Genomic DNA, 18,790 nt, shown 5'->3' on the forward strand with positions numbered 1-18,790 from the left:
GTGCAGGTCGAAGGCCGCATCTACCGACATTTTGGCCTAAAGGATGATTCTGGAGTCTCTCCGGCCTCTTAAGCTGGAGCAATGCTCTTGAAAGGATCCCTGCCCCTGCGCGGGCCGCGATGACCTGGGTCGGCATGCTCATCGCCCTGGCCGGAGCCCTGGGCTACGCGCTCGGCGCCGCGATCCAGCAGTACGAAGTGGTGGCCGAGGGCGCCTCGCTCAAGCTGGTCAGACGCCCCCGCTGGTGGGTCGGCGGCATCATCAGCTTCACGGGAGCGTGCCTGCACGCCGTGGCGCTCAGCTTCGCGCCGCTGGTCGCCGTCCAGCCGATCAGCGTGGCCACGCTGGTGTTCGCGGTGCCGCTGGCCGCGTTCATGTACGGGCGCAGGCCCTACCGCGCCGAGATCCTCGGCTCGATCGCCGTCGCCGTGGGCCTGCTCTGGCTCATGCTGCTGGTGCCCCCGCACAACGTCCCGCCCCGGCTGGGCGACGGCGCGGCGCTCGGCTTCATCGGCGTGATCGCGGCCGTCGCGCTGGGCACGCAGGCGATCGCGAGCAGGGTCCACGGCCCCGCCAAGGCCATGCTGCTGTCCGTGGGCGCGGGGGCGGTGACCGCGAGCGTGTCCACGTTCGTCCGGGTGATCGGCGGCGGGATGGAGGGCGACTGGGGGCGGCTGATCCACTGGTTCACGCTGGCCGTGCCCGTGCTGCTGATCTGCGCGGTGGTGCTGCTGCAGCGGTCGTACGCCGTGGGCTACTTCGGCATCGCCTACGCCGGCGTGCAGGTCATCGACCCGATCACCAGCGTGCTGGCGGGGGCGATCCTGCTCGGCGAGCCGCTGCCGACCGACCCCTCGACGGCCGTGCCCGCCGTGCTGGCCGCCGCGCTGACCATCGCTGGCACGATCACGCTCGGCCGGCTCACCCCCGACCACCACAACAAGCCGGCCGCCCCCGATCCTCGCCCGGCCGCCGCCCCGGTCCCGCCCACCGCTTCTCCGGTCGCCGCTTCTCCGGCCGGGCAGCCGCTGGAGCGGGTGGTCACCGTCCAGCAGCCGTCGGTGGACGCCAGCGCAGCAGCTCGTCCATCGACCGCAACATCAGATCTGGGCTGAGCCGGGCCGCCGCCGACAGCCCCAGGTCACGCAGCCGCACCGCCAGCGGGTTGCGCAGCTTGGTCATCCGGCACAGGGTCCACGACCGCCGCACGATCTTCGCGGTCCGCGCCATGCGGGCCGCGCTGTAGGCGGCCAGGTCGCCGTCCGCCAGGTGGGCCAGCACGACCGCGTCCTCGATGGCCTGGCAGGCGCCCTGCCCGAGGTTGGGCGTCATCGCGTGCGCCGCGTCCCCGACCAGCGCGACCCTGCCCCGATGGAAGGCGGGCAGCGGCCGGGCGGCGTGGTAGACGTCGTTGCGGATGATTCGGGCCGGATCGGCCGCCCGCAGCAGGGCGGGGATCGGGTCGTGCCAGTCGCCGAACCTGCGCAGCAGCTCCGCGCGCTCGTCGGCGAACACGGTGCCGGCGGGCAGCACGTCGGTGGCGTAGACGTACACGACGTCGCCGGCCAGCAGGTGGATGCCGAAGACCGTGCCCCTGCCCCAGCTCTCCGACCGGGGCACCGCCAGATCGCCGCGCGGGATGAGACCGCGCCAGGCCGTCACCCCTGAGTAGACCGGGCCCGGGTGCCCGGGGAAGAGCGCGCGCCGGGTCGCCGAGTGGATGCCGTCGGCCGCCACGACGAGGTCGGCGTCGAGGTCGCCCGCCCCGGTCCGTACGACGCCCCTGCCGGGGTCCACCTCCGAGACCGTCGTGTCCAGCCGCAGGCGCTCGCGGCCGAGGGCGTCGATGAGCACCTCCATCAGCGTGGCCCGCAACATGACGGCCACCGAGTCGCCGTACCGCGCGCCCGCGTCCTCCTCCGTGGTGTGCGTCATCCAGCGCCCGTCCGCGCGGCGCAGCCCGAGCCGCCCCTCGGCGGTGGCCGAGGCGCGCACCCGGTCGCCCAGGTCGAGCACGTCGAGCGCCTTGAGCGCGTTGGCGGAGATCGCCAGCCCCGACCCGACGGGCTCGATCGCGGGGGCGCGCTCCAGCACGGTCACGTCCCACCCCTTGCGGCGCAGCGCCACCCCGGCGGTCAGCCCGCCCACGCCCCCGCCGATCACCACAGCTCTTCCCATGACTCCTCCTGGAACTACGCCTGTAGTGTCAGCCTACTACGCCTGTAGTGCGGCCTCACTACCCCTGTAGTATCTGGTTCCGTGAAGCGCTCAGACCTCGTCGCCGACACGGCCATCACCCTGCTGGCGGAGCGGGGCATGCGCGGCCTCACCCACCGCGCCGTGGACGAGGCCGCCGGCCTGCCCCCCGGCTCCACCTCCAACCTGGCCCGCACCAGGGCCGCGCTGTTGGAGCTGACGCTGTCCCGGCTCACCGAGCTGGAGATGCGGGCGCTGGCGGGGGCTTACGGGGAGGAGTCGTACGAGCTGTCCGTCCTGCCGGCCCGCATGGCCGAGGCCCTGCACGTCCAGCTCATGGACCGCCGCCGCACCCTGGCCCGCTACGAGCTGGCCCTGGAGGCGACCAGACGCCCGGAGCTGCGCCGGATCTACGACGCGGCCGGCCGCCGCTTCCGCGACCCGGCCGTCGCCATGCTGGCCGCCATGGGGTCCCGTGACCCGGTGCGCCACGCCCACACCCTGGTGGCCTTCGGCGAGGGCCTGATGTTCGACGCCATCGCCGGCGCGGGCCCCGTCCCCACCGTCCCCCAACTCGAAGCAGCCCTGCGCGCCCTCCTCTCAGGCCTGCTCCACCCGCCCGCTTGAGCGGCCGGGCCGTGGGCGGTGGAGAGGGGCGGGTGAGGCCCGGGGCTGGTTGTTCGGTCAGGTCGCGCCAGGGTCCAGGGGCAGGTCCCATGTTCAGCACGTCTGGCGGTAGGGCACCTCGGGCAGGTGCCGACGCCACTCCTCGGGGGTGAGGGGGCCGTACCGCCGGCACACTTCCGCGATCGAGGCCGCGACCGGATCGGCCGGGGACGCCGGCGGGGAGCGGCGGGCCAGGTCGATGGTCAGGACCGTGCCGCGCCCGGCCAGGACGCGCAGCCACCGGCCGTCCCCCGAGATCGCCGCCTGCGCGGGCCGGTCGGCCGCGGCCGGGACCTGCCGGTCGGCCAGCAGCGCGCCCCTGTCGAGCCGCCACACCCTGACCCGCTCGTTGTCGGTGCTGACCAGGAGCTGCCCGTCCGGGCTGAACAGCAGCCGGCCGGGCGAGGGCCGCAGCCGGGCGGTGCGCGCGGGCACGCCGTCTAGGCCGTAGATCTGGATGCCGTTCTCCTCGGCGATGGCCACCCGCTGCCCGTCGGGCGCGAACGTCGTGTACTCCCAGGGCATCCGGTCCAGCCAGGGCGCCGGCTCGGAGCGGCCGAACCGCTCGATGACCGAGCGCCTGCCGTCGAACACCAGCACGCTGCGGTCGTAGGGGCCGGCCACCACGTACCGGCCGACGTGCGCGGCGCGGCGCGCCCGCAGGTCCCACGCCCACCGCTCGCCCGACTGCCTGGCCGCCGCGAACAGCAGCCCGCCTCCGGGGCTGAACCACGCCTCCTGCTCGCCGGGCGCGCCCAGGCCCCGCCCGAAGGGGCGGCCCATGGTCCGGGTGCGCAGGTCGTACAGGTACGAGCGATCGACCCCGACCAGCGCCAGCGTGTGACCGTCCGGCGACCAGGCCATCGCCCGCACGCTCTGCGCCGGGCCGGGGGAGGTGGCCAGCAGGCGGCCGGAGGCGACGTCGTACAGGCGCAGCGTGCCCTCGTCCAGGGCCGCCAGCGTGCCGCCGTCGGCGGTGACGGCGTGCAGGGTGCGCGGGCCCGCGTGCGGGTCGGCGAGCACCGCCACCGCCGGGTCGTGCGCCGTCAGCGCCCGCCGCGCCTGGGGGACCGGCGCCAGCAGGTACGCGGCCAGGCTCAGCCGGCGCGCCGTCACCGGGTCGGCGGCCCGCAGCGCCTCGGCCCGCGACGCCGCCACCGCGGCCATCGCCTCGTTCAGCCGCCCGTCGGCGACGCCGTGCTGCCACAGCGCCAGCAGAACGGCCGTCAGCGCCGCCACCAGGGCCGCCGACAGCAGGCCCGCCATGGTCGTGCGCCGCCTGCGCGCCCTGCTGCGCACCCGCGCGAGCGCCGCGTCGAGGAACGTCTGCTCGCCCGCGCTCAATGTCACCCGCCGCCGCCCGCCGGCCGCCCACGCCAGCGCCTTGTCCAGCGGCTCCCCCTCCAGCAGCCGCGCCTCGTCCCGCCCGCCCGCCTCCCACCGCCGGGCCGCCTCCGCCAGCTCGCGGTGCACGGCCAGCCCCTCCCGCTCGCCGTCCAGCCACTCGCGCAGCCGCGGCCAGGCCCGTAACAGCGCCGCGTGCGTGATCGCCGCCCGCCCGGCCCCCTCCTCGCCCGCACCCTCCTGGCCCGCGGCGCCGTCCGGAGCGGGGAGCGGCGGGGTGCGCTCGGTGATCAGGCCCGCCTTCGCGTACGCCGCCAGCACCCCGCCGATGGCCGCCACCTCGTCGGCCGCGCGCCCGGCCACCAGCTCGTCCCTGCTCACGGAGACGACGGTGTCGCGGCCGTCGGAGTCGACGCCCACCAGCCGCAGGAACACGTCCGGCACCAGGTCCTGCTCCGCCGGGCTGAGCCCCAGGTAGACGGCCTCGGCGCGGGCGCCGAGCGGCGGGTCGTCGATGGGCTCGGGGGGAAGTAATCGGCCCTGCTGGGACTGGGGGACGTCGAGGAGGGACATGAGGAGCTGGCGGGCGCTCGGGCGGCGTTCGGGGTCGCGGTCCAGCGCGGCGGCGACGAGCTGGCGTAAGGGGCGGTCGAGGCGCTCGCCGGTGCCGGCCCGCCGGTCGGGCCCGTACGCGGCGAACAGCAGCAGCCGCCCCCAGGCGTGCACGTCCGCGGCCGGCCCGCCGCAGTCGCCGGCCAGCCCCAGCCCGACCAGCCGGGGCCCCTCGGCCCCGAGGACGACCTTGTCCGGGGTCAGCGCCCCGTGCGTCGCGCCCGCCTCGTGCACGGCCGCCAGCGCCGTGGCCGTGGCGGCGGCCAGCCGGTAGAGGTCGTCGCCGGCGTAGGGGCCGTGCCGCTCCACCGCGCGGCGCAGGGTGGGCCCCGCGATGTACTCGCTGACCAGGTAGGGAGGCTCGCCGTCGAGGCGGACCTCGGTCAGCGTGGCCACCGACAGCGAGCGCACGCGCCCGGCGGCCTCGGCGCGGGCGGCGAGCCCCGCCCTGGCCCCGGCGTCGGGCAGGCAGGGCAGGCCCAGCGCATGGCGCGTGCCCGACTCGTCGTACGCCTCACGGACGATCACCTGCCCGCCGCCGTCGAGCCGGGCGCCGAGCCAATAGCCTCCCAGCCGATCGGTCATGCAGATCAGACGCCGCCCCTCTACGAAAGGTTCAAGCGGTTCCTCAGACGATCACGGTGCTGCGGCCACTCCTCTTCGAGGATGCCGAAATAGACGGTGTCGCGCCAGGTGCCGTCGGTCCTCTTGCGGTGGCGGCGCAGGGTGCCCTCGTGCACGCCGCCGATGCGCCTGATGGCGTTCTGGGAGCGGAGGTTGAGGTGGTCGGTCTTGAGCACGACGCGGTTGTAGCCGAGCGAGAAGGCGTGGTCGATCAGCAGCAGCTTGCAGCTCGTGTTGACGGCCGTGCGCCAGACGGCCCGGCCGTACCAGGTCCAGCCGATCTCGATGCTCTCGTCGAAGCCGGGCACGTCGCAGTACGTGGTCCAGCCGACCGCCCGGCCGCTCTCCTTCGCCACGACGGCGTGCGGCACGTGGACGTCGTCGTCGATGAGCTTCCTGGCCGTCTTGGCCAGCTCCGCCTCCGAGCGCGGGGCGTCTATGGGCAGCCAGCGCCACAGCTCCTCGTCCCCGCCTCCGGCGGCGAACAGGTCGGGTACGTGGTCCATGGTCAGCGGCTCGAGCCGGACGACGTCGTTCTCGAGCACCACGGGCGCGGGCAGCTTTGCGGTCATGAGGGAACCCTACGGAACCACACGCGTCACTTTTATGGCCACCTGACCACTTTTACGGGGAACCACCTGTCGACACTCATACCGGCCGGTCGGTAGGCTCAGCGCCATGGACTTCGCCTTCGACAAAGTCACCGAGGACCTGCGCGAGCGCCTGCTCCGCTTCATGGACGAATGCGTCTATCCCGCCGAAGCCGCTTTCGAGGAGCAGGCGGAGACCAGCGGCTGGAGCCCGCCGCCGCTGCTCGAGGACCTGAAGGACGAGGCCAGGAAGCGCGGCCTGTGGAACCTGTTCCTCCCGGGGGAGCACGGCGCCGGCCTGACGAACCTCCAGTACGCCCCGCTGGCCGAGATCATGGGCCGCAGCCCCGCCCTCGCCCCCGCCGCCACCAACTGCGCCGCCCCCGACACGGGCAACATGGAAGTGCTGTCCATGTTCGGCAGCGAGTGGCAGCGCGAGGAGTGGCTGCGCCCGCTGCTCGACGGCGAGATCCGCTCGGCGTTCGCGATGACCGAGCCCGACGTGGCCTCCTCCGACGCCACCAACATCGCCACCTCCATCGCCCGCGACGGCGACGAGTACGTCATCAACGGCCGCAAGTGGTTCATCTCCGGCGCGATGAACCCCAACTGCAAGATCTTCATCGTCATGGGCAAGACGAACCCCGACGCGCCCAAGCACCGGCAGCAGAGCATGATCCTCGTCCCCCGCGACACCCCCGGCGTGCACGTCAAGCGCGGCATGCACGTCTTCGGCTACACCGACGCCGACCACGGCGGGCACGCCGAGATCGTGTTCGAGGACGTCCGCGTGCCGAAGGAGAACCTCATCGGCGAGGAGGGCGGCGGCTTCGCCATCGCCCAGGCCAGGCTCGGCCCCGGCCGCATCCACCACTGCATGCGCCTGATCGGCATGGCCGAGCGCGCGGTCGAGCTGATGTGCAGGCGGGCGCTGGCCAGGACCGCCTTCGGCAAGCCCGTCGCCCAGCAGGGCGTGGTCCAGGACTGGATCGCCGAGTCCCGCATCCGCATCGAGCAGGCCCGCCTGCTCGTGCTGAAGACCGCCTGGCTCATGGACACGGTGGGCAACCAGGGCGCCCACACCGAGATCCAGGCCATCAAGATCTCCACTCCCATCACCGTGGAGTGGATCCTCGACAAGGCCGTCCAGGTGCACGGCGCGGGCGGCGTCTCCCAGGACTTCCCGCTGGCCGCGCTGTGGGCGGGCGCCCGCTCGCTGCGCCTCGCGGACGGCCCCGACGAGGTCCACAAGCGGTCGCTGGCGTATCGCGAACTGAAGAGGTGGATGTGAACGAAACGGACATCAACCAGCGCGTGGCCGCGTTCCTGGAGGAGCACGACCCGGGCGGGGACCGCCTGGAGTTCCTGCGGGCCAGGTTCGACGCCGGGCTGGCCTGGGTGTGGTTCCCCGAGGGGCTCGGCGGGCTGGGGGCTCCGCGCGAGCTGCAGCAGGTCGTGGAGCGGGAGCTGGCCGACACGCCCCAGCTCAACAGCGGCAAGCAGGCCATCGGGCTGGGCATGGCGGCGCCGACGATCCTGGCGTTCGGCACCGCCGAGCAGCAGCGCCGCTTCCTGCGGCCGCTGTGGACGGGGGAGGAGATCTGGTGCCAGCTCTTCAGCGAGCCCGGCGCCGGCTCCGACCTCGCCACGCTGGCGACCCGGGCGGTCAGGGACGGTGACGAGTGGGTGGTGGACGGCCAGAAGGTGTGGACGTCCGGCGCCCACCACGCCCGGTGGGCCATCCTCGTCGCGCGCACCGACCCCGACGTGCCCAAGCACCGCGGGCTGACGTACTTCGTGTGCGACATGCACGCCCCCGGCGTCGAGGTGCGGCCGCTGCGGCAGATCACCGGCGAGGCCGAGTTCAACGAGGTGTTCCTGACCGGGGTGCGGCTCTCCGACGACCTGCGGCTGGGCGAGGTGGGCGACGGCTGGCGGGTGGCGCAGACCACGCTGATGAACGAGCGGGTCGCCATCGGCGGCGCCCCCACGCGGCGCGGCGGCGGCGTGATGGCCTCGGTGGTGTCGGCCTGGCGCGAGCATCCCGAGCTGCGCACGCACGAGCTGCACCAGCGGCTGCTGGCGCTGTGGGTGGAGGCGGAGGCCACCCGCCTGTCGGGGGCGCGGCTGCGCGAGCAGCTCGCCGCGGGGCAGCCGGGGCCCGAGGGGTCGGGGATGAAGCTGGCGTTCGCCAAGCTGAACCAGGAGCTGACCGGGTTCGACGTGGAGTTCCTGCGCGACCTGGGCTACGACGACTGGGCCTTCCGGCGTTCGGAGGACGTCGACTTCTTCGGCCGCGGCCCCGGCTACCGCTACCTGCGGGCCAAGGGCAACTCCATCGAGGGCGGCACCTCCGAGATCCTGCGCAACATCATCTCCGAGCGGGTGCTCGGCCTGCCCTCCGAACCCCGTATCGACAAGGACGTGCCCTGGAAGGACCTGCCGCGATGACGCTGCTGTACTCCGAGGTCGAGGAGGAGCTCAGGTCCTCCGTACGCGGCCTGCTCGCCGACCGCTGCCCGCCCGCCGCGGTGCTGCAGCGCGTGGAGTCCGAGCCGAACGACCTGGACCTGTGGAAGACGCTGGCCGGCGAGATCGGCGTGGCCGGGCTGCTGATCCCCGAGGAGCTGGGCGGCGCCGGCGCCGGGCCCGGCGAGGCGGCCGTGGTGCTGGAGGAGCTGGGCCGGTCGGTGGCGCCGGTGCCGTTCTTCACCAGCTCGGTGCTGGCCACGCGGGCGCTGCTGCCGACGCGGGACGCGCTGCTCGGGGAGCTGGCCGAGGGGCGGCGGACGGCGGCGCTGGCCGTGTCGTTCGCCGCGTCGCCGTACGCGCCCGCGCGCGGCTCGTCGGTGACCGTGGACGGTGACGGGCGGCTGTCGGGCACGGTCTCCGGTGTGGCCGGCGCGGACGTGGCCGACGTGCTGCTGGTTCCCGTGGACGGCGACCTGTACGCGGTCGAGGGCGCCCCGGTCACGGTCGTGCCCTCGCTCGACCTGACCAGGCCGGTGGCCACGGTGACGTTCGCCAGGACGCCGGCCCGGCGGGTGGGCGCCTGCGACGTGGCCGCGGTGCTGCGCTTCGGGGCCGGGCTGCTGGCCTCCGAGCAGCTCGGCGTGGCCGAGTGGTGCCTGGACACGACGCTGGCCTACGTCAAGGAGCGGCACCAGTTCGCCCGGCCGATCGGCTCGTTCCAGGCGATCAAGCACCGGCTGGCGGACCTGTGGCTGGACGTGGTGCGGGCCAGGGCCGCCGCCAGGAACGCGGTCGCCGACGCGTCGTCGGTCTCGGTGGCCGTGGCCGCGTCGTGGAACGCGGGCGTGGCCGTGCGCGTGGCGGAGGAGGCCCTGCAGCTCCACGGCGGCATCGGGATGACGTGGGAGCACCCCGTGCACCTCTATCTCAAGCGCGCGAAGGCCGCCGAGATCGCGCTCGGCACGCCCGGCGACCACCGGGAGGCCCTGGCCTCACTCGTCGGGGTCCCCGCCCCCGGCGCCGAGTGAGGCCCGGCTCAGGCTCCGGGAATCGCTTCGGGCGCGGCTCCGGACGGGGTTTCCGGGGCGGCGCCGAGTGAGGCGAGCAGCAGGTCGGCGAAGTGTCTGCCCACCTGGGCGCCGGTCAGCGGGCCGTCCGCGTGGAACCAGGTGCCCAGGTGGTGCACCGAGCCGAAGAAGTAGTCCACGACCAGCTCGGCCGGGACGCGGTCGCTGAAGACGCCGGCGCGCTGCCCCTCGGCCACGAGCGCGCGGAAGCGCTCGTGGTAGCGGCGGCGCTCGGCGCGGACCGTCTTCTGCGTCTCGGGCGCGAGCAGGTGGATCGACCTGAAGAAGATCTTCGAGTCGTCGAGGTTGGCGGCCGTCGTCTCCACGACGTCGGCCGCGGCCCGGTGCAGGCGCTGCTTGACGGTGCCCGTGCCGTCGGCGATCTGGGTGAGCCGCTCCATCTGCATGCGCAGCACCCGGGCGTAGATCTCGTGCAGCAGATCATCTTTTGAGTCGAAATAGTGGTACATAGCGCCTTTGGTGACACCCGCCGCCAAGACGATCTCCTGTACCGAGGTACTCTCGAAGCCGCGCTCGGCGAACAGCCGGGTGGCCTCGGCCAGCAGGCGCTGCCTGACCGGTTCCTCTTTCACATGGTCCCCCTTGGTCACCGCCTTAGCATACCGACTGGTCGGTTGATGGGCTTGCGGGTACTAATTCCGTCACCTTAGGCTCACCTTGGTTGGGGAGCGGGTATCTCTTGACCGGCGAGGGATCTTCGGCGTGGCAGATCCTGCACAACATCTACTCATTCGGGGAGTTTGCCGTGCCCGGTGGCTCTATCTATGTGCAGCCCAACGAGAAATACACAGGGTCTTCCCCGCAGTGGTGGTACGAGAAGTTCTGGCGAGAAGACGCCCCCAACCGTCGCAAGCTGCGCTACGTCAAGGCCGGCGTGGGCTTCGTCATCGGCGTGGCGCTGGGCCTGCGCTTCGAGCTCGCGGGCGCGTCCGCGCTCACCGGCCTGCTGCTCGCGGGCCTGGTCTACGGCGGTGACTGGCTCCTCGACTGGTACTCGTTCTACCGCACCGCGGTGTGGCGGGGCGCCCGCCGCGGCGAGCTGATCACCGGCCGGGTGCTGCGCAGAGGGCTGCGCCGCCACGGCTACCAGGTCCTCGACGGCCGGGCCATCCGCGGCCAGGCCTCCATCGACCACATCGTGATCGGCCCCGGCGGGGTCTGGATCGTCGACAACGAGTCGTGGCCCCCGGACATCGAGATCGCCTGCTACGCGGGCCGGCTGTTCTTCGGCGAGAAATACGGCAGCAAGACCGCCAAGGCGCTGGTCGAGCGGGCCGAGGCGTTCGCCGAGCTGCTCACGCGCGAGACCGGCGTCCCGGTGACCATCACGCCCATGATCGCGGTGCACTGCGGCATCCTGCCCAAGGGCCGTCCCGTGGTGCAGGCGGAGGGCCTGACGCTGCTGCGCCCGCGCACGGCGGCCAGGTGGATCAGGGCGGCCGACGGCGGCGTGCTGAACGACGCGCAGATCGAGCTGCTGGCCCGCACCGCCGCCCGCGAGCTGCAGCGGGTCTGACGGCTGACCTGGAGAGCCGGCCGACCGGCGGGCCGGCTTCTAGGCCAGCGTCTCGATGAACGCGGTCAGCTGGGCGACGTTGCGGCACTCGAACATGGGCACCACCGTGCCGTAGTCGCCGGCGACCGAGTCGCCCGTGTCCCACTGCGCCCTCGGCTCAGGGTTGAGCCAGTAGGCGTGGCGGGCCCTGGACGCCAGCGACTTCAGCACGTCCAGGGCGGGCGGCTGGTAGTTGGAGCGGGCGTCGCCCAGGATCAGCAGCGACGTCTTGGGGCCGATCGCGTCGCCGTACCGTTCGGCGAAGCGCTCCAGCGAGTGGCCGTAGTTCGTGCGGCCGAAGCGCACCATGTCGGCCTCGTTCGCCAGCCTGGTCATCGCCTCGACCACGTCGGCGCCCGGCAGGAAGAACCGGGTGATCTCGTCCACCGTGTCCACGAACCCGAACGCCCGCACCTTCGTGAACTGCTCCCGCAGCGCGTACGTCAGCAGCAGCGTGAAGTGCGCGAACGACGAGACCGAGTCGCTGGTGTCGCAGAGGACGACCAGCTCGGGCTTGTGCGGCCGGGGCGGTTTGAAGTGGGTGGTCAGCGGCACGCCGCCGCTCTGCAGCGAGGCGCGCACGGTCCTGCGGAAGTCGAGCCTGCCGCGCCTGCCCTTCCGGTGCCGGATGGTCAGGCGGGCGGCCAGGCGCCGGGCCAGCGGGTGCACCTCGCGGCGCAGCCGGGCCAGGTCGGCCTTGGTGATGCGCAGGAAGTCGACCTGGTCGAGCGGCGGGCGCACGGCCGAGCGGGCGATGCGCTCGATGCCCGCGTCCTCGGCGATGCGCCGGCGCACGTCGGTGGCCACGGCCTCCTCGAAGCGCCTGATCCCGGCGTTGACCCGCCGGCGCGCGGTCTTCTCCGCCAGCCCGCCGCGCTCGTGACCCTGCAGCACCTCGCGCAGGATGCCCGCCATCAGCGTCTCGGGGGACAGGGCGCGCAGGACGCTGTAGGAGAACCAGTTCTGCCGGCCGGGGCCGGCCTCCTGCCGGCCGAACCGCTCCACCATGGCCTGGGCGAACGCGCGCAGCTCCGGCTCGGTCGAGCCGGTCAGCAGCTCGGCCAGGTACGCGCGCAGCTCCTTGACCTCGGCCGTCATCGGGTCGATCCGGGCGGCGGCCCGCCCGGCGGCGCCCAGCCCGGTGGTGGTCGCCGGGAACCACAGGTCGAACAGCACGTCGAACCCCGGCCGGTAGGCGGGCTTCTTGACCAGCGTGGCGGCGTACGCGGCCCGCAGCGACTCGCGGTCGGCCAGCTCGATCGCCCGCAGCGCGTTGGCCGCGTCCAGCCCTTCGGCGACCGACACCGGCACCCCGGCCTCGCGCAGCGCGTGCACGAACCCGACGTGCCGATCCACCAGGGACGGCTGCTCAGGCATCGGGCAGTCCCAGCTCCTTGATCGCCCGCGCGTGGTCGGAGGCGTGCTTGAGCACCACGCCCAGCGTGCCGGCCACGGTCGCCTCGTCCAGCTCGGCCCGCCCGAGCGCGAGCAGCGTGTTGGCCCAGTCGACGGTCTCGGCCACGGACGGGGCCTTCTTCAGCTCCAGCGCGCGCAGCGTCGCCACCGTCCTGGCGAGCTGCTCGGCCAGCTCGGCCCGCAGCCGCGGCACCTGGGCCAGCACGATGTCGCGCTCGCGCTCGGGGGTGGGGTATTCGAGGTGCAGGTAGAGGCAGCGCCGCTTGAGCGCCTCGGACAGCTCGCGGGTGGCGTTGGAGGTCAGCACCACGTAGGGCCTGCGCGTGGCGGCGATCGTGCCCAGCTCGGGGATCGTCACCTGGAAGTCGGACAGCAGCTCCAGCAGCAGCCCCTCGACCTCGACGTCGGCCTTGTCGGTCTCGTCGATGAGCAGCACGGTCGGCCGGTCGGACCTGATGGCCTTGAGCAGCGGCCGCTCCAGCAGGAACTCCTCGCTGAAGATGTCGTCGTCGGCGCTGGTGGCCTGGATGCGCAGGAGCTGCTTCTTGTAGTTCCACTCGTACAGGGCCCTGGCCTCGTCGAGGCCCTCGTAACACTGGAGCCTGACCAGGTCGGACCCGGTCGTCAGGGCCACCGCCTTGGCGAGCTGGGTCTTGCCGACCCCCGCCGGGCCCTCGACCAGCAGCGGCTTGCCCAGCGCCGCGGCCAGGAACACGGAGGTGGAGATGGCGTCGTCGGAGAGGTAGTCCACGGCGGCGAGCCGCTCCGTCACGTCGGCGGGCGAGTCGAACATGCATGATCCTGTCTGCCGGAGCCTGTGAGCCGAACTTTATTCTAGCGGGTGGGGTCCCGGGAATTCCGATTCGACCAGGATGCGGATCACCGGTATATTCCTTCCTGCCAGCGCCGCTAGCTCAGTTGGTCAGAGCAGCTGACTCTTAATCAGCGGGTCCGGGGTTCGAGTCCCTGGCGGCGCACCGCACGAAACCCAGTCCGGCTTGCCGGGCTGGGTTTTCCGGTTTCCGGAGCCGCCGGCGTCAGGTCACCTCCGGGGGCCGATGCCCTCCAGGGTGAGCTCCTGTTCCACTCCCGTCGCCCGACGGCACCTCGGCGCCGGTGTCGGTGGGCGTCGCGGACGTGTCGTCGCCGGTGTCGCCGGTGTCGCCGGTGGTCGTGGTCAGCGTGGCCGTCTGGGGGATCGTCCGTGCGGGCGTCATCCGGCGGCGGCAAAACCGGAGGCGGTCGTCGGGGGCGAGATGGTAGGAAACAGGCCATGACTACAGGTGTTCGACTGATTCGTAATGACCAGCTTGCCCAGACCGTTGAGTACGCCTATGCCGCCGCCGTGGACGCCCCGATGCGTGCCATCTGGGTGGCGGGCGCCTGCCCGCTCGACATCGACGGCGAGACGGTGGCCGTGGGTGACTACGCGGGGCAGGCCCACCAGGTGATGCGCAACCTCGTCACGGCCCTCGAAGGCGCGGGCGCGTCCCTGACCGACGTCGTCAAGACGACCGTGTACGTGGCCTCCTCCAAGCAGGAGGACCTGGTGAAGGCGTGGCAGGTGTACCGGGAGTACATGGGCGAGCATGACGTGCCGAGCACGTTGCTGGGCGTCACCGTGCTGGGGTACAACGACCAGCTCGTCGAGGTCGAGGCGGTGGCGGTGATCCCGGGCTCCGAGTGACGGACCCGCCGTGCGTGCCGGCGACCTCGATCCTGTTCGCCGGCACGCCTCGGGAAGCGCCGGCACGCCTCGGGAAGCGCCGGCACGCCTCGGGAAGCGCCGGCACGCCTCGGGAAGCGCCGGCACGCCAGCGCCGGCACGCCTCGGGAAGCGCCGGCACGCCTCGGGAAGCGCCGGCACGCCTCGGGAAGCGCCGGCACGCCTCGGGAAGCGCCGCCGGGGCCTCCGGAGTTTGCCGGTTCCCCGCTACGAACGGTAATCGGGATGCCACAATTTGCTCATGAAAATGTTTCGCTCGGCTGTAGGTCTGCCCCAGCACGGCTGCGGAGCACTGGGACAGGTGGCGCACGGAGCGCTGACGGAGCCGCTCCACTCGCCGGAGGAGGCGGGTCTGCCCCGGCTGTTCCTCGGCTACAACACGCTGCCCGACGCGCCGTTCCCGATGGTGGGCTTCCTGGAGTACGACATGGACCGGGGGGCGGCCGATCACGACCTGAGCCACGTGCTGCGCATGCTCGCCGAGTCGCTGCGGTCGCAGCCTGTGCCGCCGGAGGGCACGTTCGACGAGACGCACCGGCGGATGGCGGTCCTGCTGCGCGCGGACGCCATGGTGATCGTGTTCTCGGGGCGGGCGTTCAGCCCCGAGCAGAGCCCGCCCGCCCGCGCCCTGTGGGAGAACCTGGTCGAGGGCTACTACCACGAAGGCGACGCGGAGGCGTGCGCCGGCGCGCGGGAGGCGTCGGTCGGGCTCGGCGTGGACCGGGCGGACGGCCGGGTGCTCCTGATGGCCGAGCGGAGCCCGTCCGGCGAGCACGCCCCGCCGCAGCGGGTCGGCGACGACCCGGAGGGCACGCTCTTCGACCTGCTGGGCGAGATCCTGGAAGCCCAGTACGCGTGGACCCGCGCGGCCTTCGGCCTCTGAACTCCTAGACGGCGAACACCTGCGAGTCGTCCGCGAACGCCTTGAACTCCAGGGCGTTGCCCGCCGGGTCCAGCAGGAACATCGTCCACTGCTCGCCGGGCAGCCCCTCGAAACGCAGGTACGGCTCGATGACGAACGCCACGCCCGCCTCCCGGAACCGGTCGGCCAGCTTGTGGAACTCCGGGATCGTCAGGAGCAGCCCGAAGTGGGGGATCGGCACGTCATGGCCGTCCACCGGATTGTGCGCCTGCTCCTCCCGGCGCGACGGGGCCAGGTGGGTGACGAACTGGTGGCCGTGCAGGTTCCAGTCGATCCACCGGTCCGAGCTGCGGCCCTGGGCGCAGCCAATCAGCTCGCCGTAGAAGCGGCGGGCGGCGTCCAGGTCGTCCACGGGGACGGCGAGGTGGAAGCGGGGGAGCATGGTCATCCGGGGTTCCTTCCGGTGGTGCGGCGCCCGATGATCACTGTAGGTACCCGGAGCCGGTCAGACGAACACTTTCCGGGTGCCCGTCCGCGTCACCAGCCCTGCTCGAAGTCACAGATGTTCACCGTCATGCTCTTCTGCATGCGCCCGGGGGAGACGACCTCGAAGACCACGCGGTACGCGCCGGCCCGCTTCCAGGTGATGGAGGGGAGCAGCGGCCGGGAGGAGACGGTGCCCCGCCCGCCGGAGCCGAGCCGGCCGAGCAGCCGGTACGCCCCCACTGCCGCCGGGTCGTCCTCCCGCAGCGGTTCGACATGCGCCATGAGAGAAGTGGGCCGCCGGCTGGCTCACCGAGGACGGCCTCTTCGTGGCGAACTTCGACACCCGCTCCGTCCGCCTCCCCGGCGGCGTCCCGGCCGGCCGCCGCCTCACCTCGGCGCTGCGGTCGCAGGGGTGGGCGTACGACGGCCGCACCCGGCGCATCCGCCGCACCGGCCGGGGGCACCGCCGAGCTGCCCTACCGCTACCTCGGCGCCGACGACCGGGCCGGCCCCAACTACACCGGCCAGCCCGCCGTCGACTCCTACTACGCGCCCGCCGCCGGCCCCCGGGATCGAGGGAGGTGAAACCGGCCGGGACCATGCAGTGGCGGGTCAGTAGTGGCGGGCCTGGGGGAGGGAGACGGCGACGATCAGGCCGCCGCCCTCCCGGGGCCGCGCCCGCACGTCGCCGCCGTGCGCCACCGCCACCGACCGCACGATCGACAGCCCCAGCCCCGCGCTCTTCCCCGTCACCGCCCGCTCGCCCGCCTGCCGGTGGAACGGCTTGAACAGCAGCGGCACGTCGTACGGCGGTACGCTCGGCCCGGTGTTGCCGACCTCCACCTCGACCTTCCCGCCCGACACGGTACGGCTGGCGATCCGCACCCATCCGGTGCCGTCGTCGAGGTTGTAGCGGATGCCGTTCTCCACCAGGTTGTGCACGAGCCGTTCGAGCAGCAGCGCGTCCCCGGTGGTGGGGGCGGGGGCGATGGCCTCGTACACGGTGACCTTGGCCGCGGCGGCGTCGGCGGCCGTCTGGGCGGTGACGTGGGTGACCACGTCGGCCAGGTCCACCGGCGAGCGGTCCGTGATCTCCTGCTCCGACCTGGCCAGCAGCAGCAGGCCGTCGATGAGGCGCTCGTGGCGGGCGTTGATCTCCAGCAGGCTCTCGCCCAGCTCCTTGACGTCGGAGGAGGCCGTACGGCGGTGCATGGCCAGCTCGACCAGCGCCCGGTTCAGGGTCAGCGGCGTGCGCAGCTCGTGGGAGGCGTTGGCGACGAAGCGGCGCTGGCCGTCGAAGGAGTGGTCGAGCCGCTCCACCATGGTGTCGAACGTGTCGGCCAGGTCCTTGACCTCGTCCTCCGGCCCCTGCAACGCGATCCGCTCGTGCAGGCCCCGCTCGGCCATGGGCGCGGCGGCGATCTTGCGGGCGGTGTCGGTGACCAGGTGCAGCGGGGCCAGCACCCGGCCGGCCACCCACCAGCCCAGCCCCACGGCCCCGCCGCCGACCACGACGAGCGCGACGGCGCCCTGGGTGAGCAGCGAGGTGACGGCGGCGCTGCGCACCTTCTGCTCCTGCACGCGCAACCACTCGACCGCGGCCTCGCCGCGCAGCTCGACGCCGTCCTTGAGCAGGAACACCTGCTTGGTGCGGCCGGGCTCGGGGACGTATCGGTCCTCGAAGGTGCGGTTGAGCTGCTGGTTGAACAGCAGGTACGTGACGCCGAGCAGGGTCAGCCCGGCCAGCAGGAAGACGGCGCCGTACACGAGGGTGAGCCGCAGCCGCAACGTGGGCCTCGGCCGCACGGCGAGCGGCGGACGCGGCGAGGGCGGGGGCGGGGGCGGTGGGGGGCTGCTCATGCGATGCGGTACCCCACGCCGGCCACGGTCTCCACCACGGGCGGGTCGGCGAGCTTGCGGCGCAGCTTGAGTATGGTGAGCCGGACCGCGCCCGTGAACGGGTCGGCGTGCTCGTCCCACGCCTTCTCCAGGAGCTGCTCGGCCGAGACGACGTTGCCGTCGGCCCGCATCAGCTCGGCCAGCACCGCGAACTCCTTCTTCGACAGCGGGACGAACCGCCCGTTCCTGAACACCTCCCTGCGCGCCGGGTCCAGCGTGATCCCGGCCCGCCGCAGCACGGGCGGCGCGGCCGGCCGGGAGCGCCGCCCGAGCGCCAGCACCCTGGCGGCCAGCTCGGGGAAGGCGAACGGCTTGGTCAGATAGTCGTCGGCGCCCATGCACAGGCCGGTCACCCGGTCGTCGAGCTGGGCGGCGGCGGTGAGCATCAGCACCCGCGCGGCGCACTCGGAGGCCACCATCTCCCGGCAGACCTCGTCGCCGTGCACGCGCGGCAGGTTCCGGTCCAGCACGACCACGTCGTAGTCGTTGACCGCGATCCGTTCGAGCGCGGCCTCGCCGTCGTGCGCCAGATCGACCGCGTGCGTCTCCTCACGCAGCCACTCGGCAATCGCGTCGGCGAGCATCGGCTCGTCCTCAACCACCAGCACGCGCATGACGTTTCTTCGACCCTTCTCTCCGCCTACAGAGCCGAGTGTGACGGAGGCGCCATTTGCTCCGAATAAGCCGCCGCGGCGGGCCTCCGGCGTCCGGTGGCAAGCCGCCGCGGCGGGGCGCCCAGCGCGCTGGTCACGGCCCCGCTAGCGCTCACCCTGCTCCTGACGGGCTGCGGCGGGGACGGCGGCGGCGGATCGGACGTGGCCTCGGTCAGCGGCGGCACGGGGGGCCAGACCGCGGCCGGCGCGAAACCCAGCACGAACCCGCAGGAACAGGGGCTCAAATTCGCCCAGTGCATGCGGGAGAACGGCGTCGACGTGCCGGACCCCGACTCCAGCGGCCGGTTCATGATGAAGTTCGACAAGAACACGCCGCAGGAGAAGGTCCAGGCGGCCCAGGAGGCGTGCAAGCAGTACGCCCCCAGCGGCCAGCGCAAGAACGGCGGCGACCCCAAGATGGCCGAGAACCTGCGCAAGCTCGCCCAGTGCATGCGTGACAACGGCGTCGAGGCCTACCCCGACCCCGAGGGCGGCATGATGCGCATCACCGGCGAGGTCGGCGACGACCCGGACTTCGAGTCCGCCCAGCAGAAGTGCCAGAAGGAGTCCGCCGAGGCCGGCATGGGAGGTTCTTGATGGG

General features: G+C 72.9%; 20 protein-coding genes and 1 tRNA gene. 10 read left to right on the forward strand and 11 right to left on the reverse strand.

The genetic code is table 11. The features are described from left to right. The first annotated feature begins 119 nt into the window (after positions 1-119). A complete protein-coding gene (locus tag IO39_RS30395; RefSeq protein ID WP_169789145.1) occupies positions 120-1,115 on the forward strand; it encodes a DMT family transporter in 996 nt (331 codons plus the stop codon). On the opposite strand, the gene IO39_RS30400 is transcribed toward IO39_RS30395, so the two are convergent. Then, on the reverse strand, positions 1,042-2,178 hold the full coding sequence (locus IO39_RS30400) for an FAD-dependent monooxygenase (protein WP_043630168.1): 1,137 nt from the start codon (positions 2,176-2,178) through the stop codon (positions 1,042-1,044). The genes IO39_RS30395 and IO39_RS30400 overlap by 74 nt on opposite strands. Before the next feature lie 81 nt (positions 2,179-2,259). Here IO39_RS30400 and IO39_RS30405 point away from each other — a divergent pair, with 81 nt between their 5' ends. After that, positions 2,260-2,823, forward strand: coding sequence for a TetR/AcrR family transcriptional regulator (locus IO39_RS30405; protein ID WP_043630170.1), 564 nt, complete (start codon positions 2,260-2,262; stop codon positions 2,821-2,823). Between the two features lie 93 nt (positions 2,824-2,916). Here IO39_RS30405 and IO39_RS30410 read toward each other — a convergent pair whose 3' ends face one another. Both IO39_RS30410 and IO39_RS30415 read right to left on the reverse strand, forming a co-directional pair. Then, positions 2,917-5,403, reverse strand: a complete 2,487-nt coding sequence (locus tag IO39_RS30410; protein WP_043630172.1) for an nSTAND1 domain-containing NTPase — start codon at positions 5,401-5,403, stop codon at positions 2,917-2,919. 20 nt (positions 5,404-5,423) lie between these two features. Next, a complete protein-coding gene (locus tag IO39_RS30415; RefSeq protein WP_043630173.1) occupies positions 5,424-6,014 on the reverse strand; it encodes a GNAT family N-acetyltransferase in 591 nt (196 codons plus the stop codon). 106 nt (positions 6,015-6,120) lie between these two features. On the opposite strand from IO39_RS30415, the gene IO39_RS30420 reads away from it, so the two are divergent. From IO39_RS30420 to IO39_RS30430, 3 genes are read left to right on the forward strand one after another with little or no spacing between them, the layout of a single operon-like run. Further along, positions 6,121-7,323, forward strand: a complete 1,203-nt coding sequence (locus tag IO39_RS30420) for an acyl-CoA dehydrogenase family protein (protein WP_043630175.1) — start codon at positions 6,121-6,123, stop codon at positions 7,321-7,323. Continuing rightward, complete coding sequence (locus IO39_RS30425; protein WP_043630176.1) at positions 7,320-8,483, forward strand: acyl-CoA dehydrogenase family protein; 1,164 nt, start codon at positions 7,320-7,322, stop codon at positions 8,481-8,483. The genes IO39_RS30420 and IO39_RS30425 overlap by 4 nt, the downstream gene beginning before the upstream one ends. After that, positions 8,480-9,532, forward strand: coding sequence for an acyl-CoA dehydrogenase family protein (locus tag IO39_RS30430; protein WP_043630178.1), 1,053 nt, complete (start codon positions 8,480-8,482; stop codon positions 9,530-9,532). The genes IO39_RS30425 and IO39_RS30430 overlap by 4 nt, the downstream gene beginning before the upstream one ends. 8 nt (positions 9,533-9,540) lie before the next feature. Here IO39_RS30430 and IO39_RS30435 read toward each other — a convergent pair whose 3' ends face one another. Beyond that, positions 9,541-10,164 (reverse strand): TetR/AcrR family transcriptional regulator, encoded by a 624-nt coding sequence (locus IO39_RS30435; RefSeq protein WP_245642385.1) that lies wholly within the window; start codon positions 10,162-10,164, stop codon positions 9,541-9,543. Positions 10,165-10,337: 173 nt separating this feature from the next. Here IO39_RS30435 and IO39_RS30440 point away from each other — a divergent pair, with 173 nt between their 5' ends. Continuing rightward, on the forward strand, positions 10,338-11,108 hold the full coding sequence (locus IO39_RS30440; RefSeq protein ID WP_043630458.1) for a nuclease-related domain-containing protein: 771 nt from the start codon (positions 10,338-10,340) through the stop codon (positions 11,106-11,108). Between the two features lie 39 nt (positions 11,109-11,147). Here the strand turns inward: IO39_RS30440 and IO39_RS30445 are convergent, their stop codons facing one another. Then, complete coding sequence (locus IO39_RS30445; RefSeq protein WP_043630179.1) at positions 11,148-12,524, reverse strand: vWA domain-containing protein; 1,377 nt, start codon at positions 12,522-12,524, stop codon at positions 11,148-11,150. Beyond that, positions 12,517-13,356 carry an AAA family ATPase gene (locus IO39_RS30450; protein WP_043630180.1) on the reverse strand — a complete coding sequence of 280 codons (840 nt, stop codon included), beginning with the start codon at positions 13,354-13,356 and terminating at the stop codon, positions 12,517-12,519. The genes IO39_RS30445 and IO39_RS30450 overlap by 8 nt, the downstream gene beginning before the upstream one ends. A gap of 110 nt (positions 13,357-13,466) precedes the next feature. On the opposite strand from IO39_RS30450, the gene IO39_RS30455 reads away from it, so the two are divergent. Beyond that, positions 13,467-13,540, forward strand: a tRNA-Lys gene (locus IO39_RS30455). Positions 13,541-13,600: 60 nt separating this feature from the next. Here IO39_RS30455 and IO39_RS55010 read toward each other — a convergent pair. Continuing rightward, entirely contained in the window at positions 13,601-13,780 is a 180-nt protein-coding gene (locus IO39_RS55010; RefSeq protein WP_157549086.1) for a hypothetical protein, read from the reverse strand. Between the two features lie 56 nt (positions 13,781-13,836). Between IO39_RS55010 and IO39_RS30460 the strand changes: the two genes are divergently transcribed. Together IO39_RS30460 and IO39_RS30465 are read left to right on the forward strand one after the other, a co-directional pair. Then, a complete protein-coding gene (locus IO39_RS30460) occupies positions 13,837-14,250 on the forward strand; it encodes a RidA family protein (protein WP_043630181.1) in 414 nt (137 codons plus the stop codon). Positions 14,251-14,530: 280 nt separating this feature from the next. Then, positions 14,531-15,172 carry a hypothetical protein gene (locus tag IO39_RS30465; protein WP_157549088.1) on the forward strand — a complete coding sequence of 214 codons (642 nt, stop codon included), beginning with the start codon at positions 14,531-14,533 and terminating at the stop codon, positions 15,170-15,172. A gap of 4 nt (positions 15,173-15,176) precedes the next feature. Here IO39_RS30465 and IO39_RS30470 read toward each other — a convergent pair whose 3' ends face one another. The 4 genes from IO39_RS30470 to IO39_RS30485 form a co-directional block, all read right to left on the reverse strand. Next, entirely contained in the window at positions 15,177-15,599 is a 423-nt protein-coding gene (locus IO39_RS30470; RefSeq protein WP_043630184.1) for a VOC family protein, read from the reverse strand. Positions 15,600-15,688: 89 nt separating this feature from the next. Further along, positions 15,689-15,919, reverse strand: coding sequence for a hypothetical protein (locus IO39_RS30475; RefSeq protein ID WP_043630186.1), 231 nt, complete (start codon positions 15,917-15,919; stop codon positions 15,689-15,691). 330 nt (positions 15,920-16,249) lie between these two features. After that, the gene (locus IO39_RS30480; protein ID WP_084773750.1) at positions 16,250-17,497 is read right to left on the reverse strand and encodes a sensor histidine kinase; all 1,248 of its coding nucleotides are present in this window, start codon (positions 17,495-17,497) and stop codon (positions 16,250-16,252) included. Continuing rightward, positions 17,494-18,150: a response regulator transcription factor gene (locus IO39_RS30485; protein WP_043630187.1), complete on the reverse strand. Its 657-nt coding sequence runs from the start codon at positions 18,148-18,150 to the stop codon at positions 17,494-17,496. The genes IO39_RS30480 and IO39_RS30485 overlap by 4 nt, the downstream gene beginning before the upstream one ends. A gap of 96 nt (positions 18,151-18,246) precedes the next feature. Here IO39_RS30485 and IO39_RS30490 point away from each other — a divergent pair, with 96 nt between their 5' ends. After that, positions 18,247-18,786 (forward strand): hypothetical protein, encoded by a 540-nt coding sequence (locus IO39_RS30490; protein WP_043630189.1) that lies wholly within the window; start codon positions 18,247-18,249, stop codon positions 18,784-18,786. Positions 18,787-18,790 lie beyond the last annotated feature (4 nt).

The sequence above is a fragment of the Nonomuraea candida genome (assembly GCF_000725485.1).
In the GTDB taxonomy this organism is placed as follows: Bacteria; Actinomycetota; Actinomycetes; order Streptosporangiales; family Streptosporangiaceae; genus Nonomuraea; species Nonomuraea candida.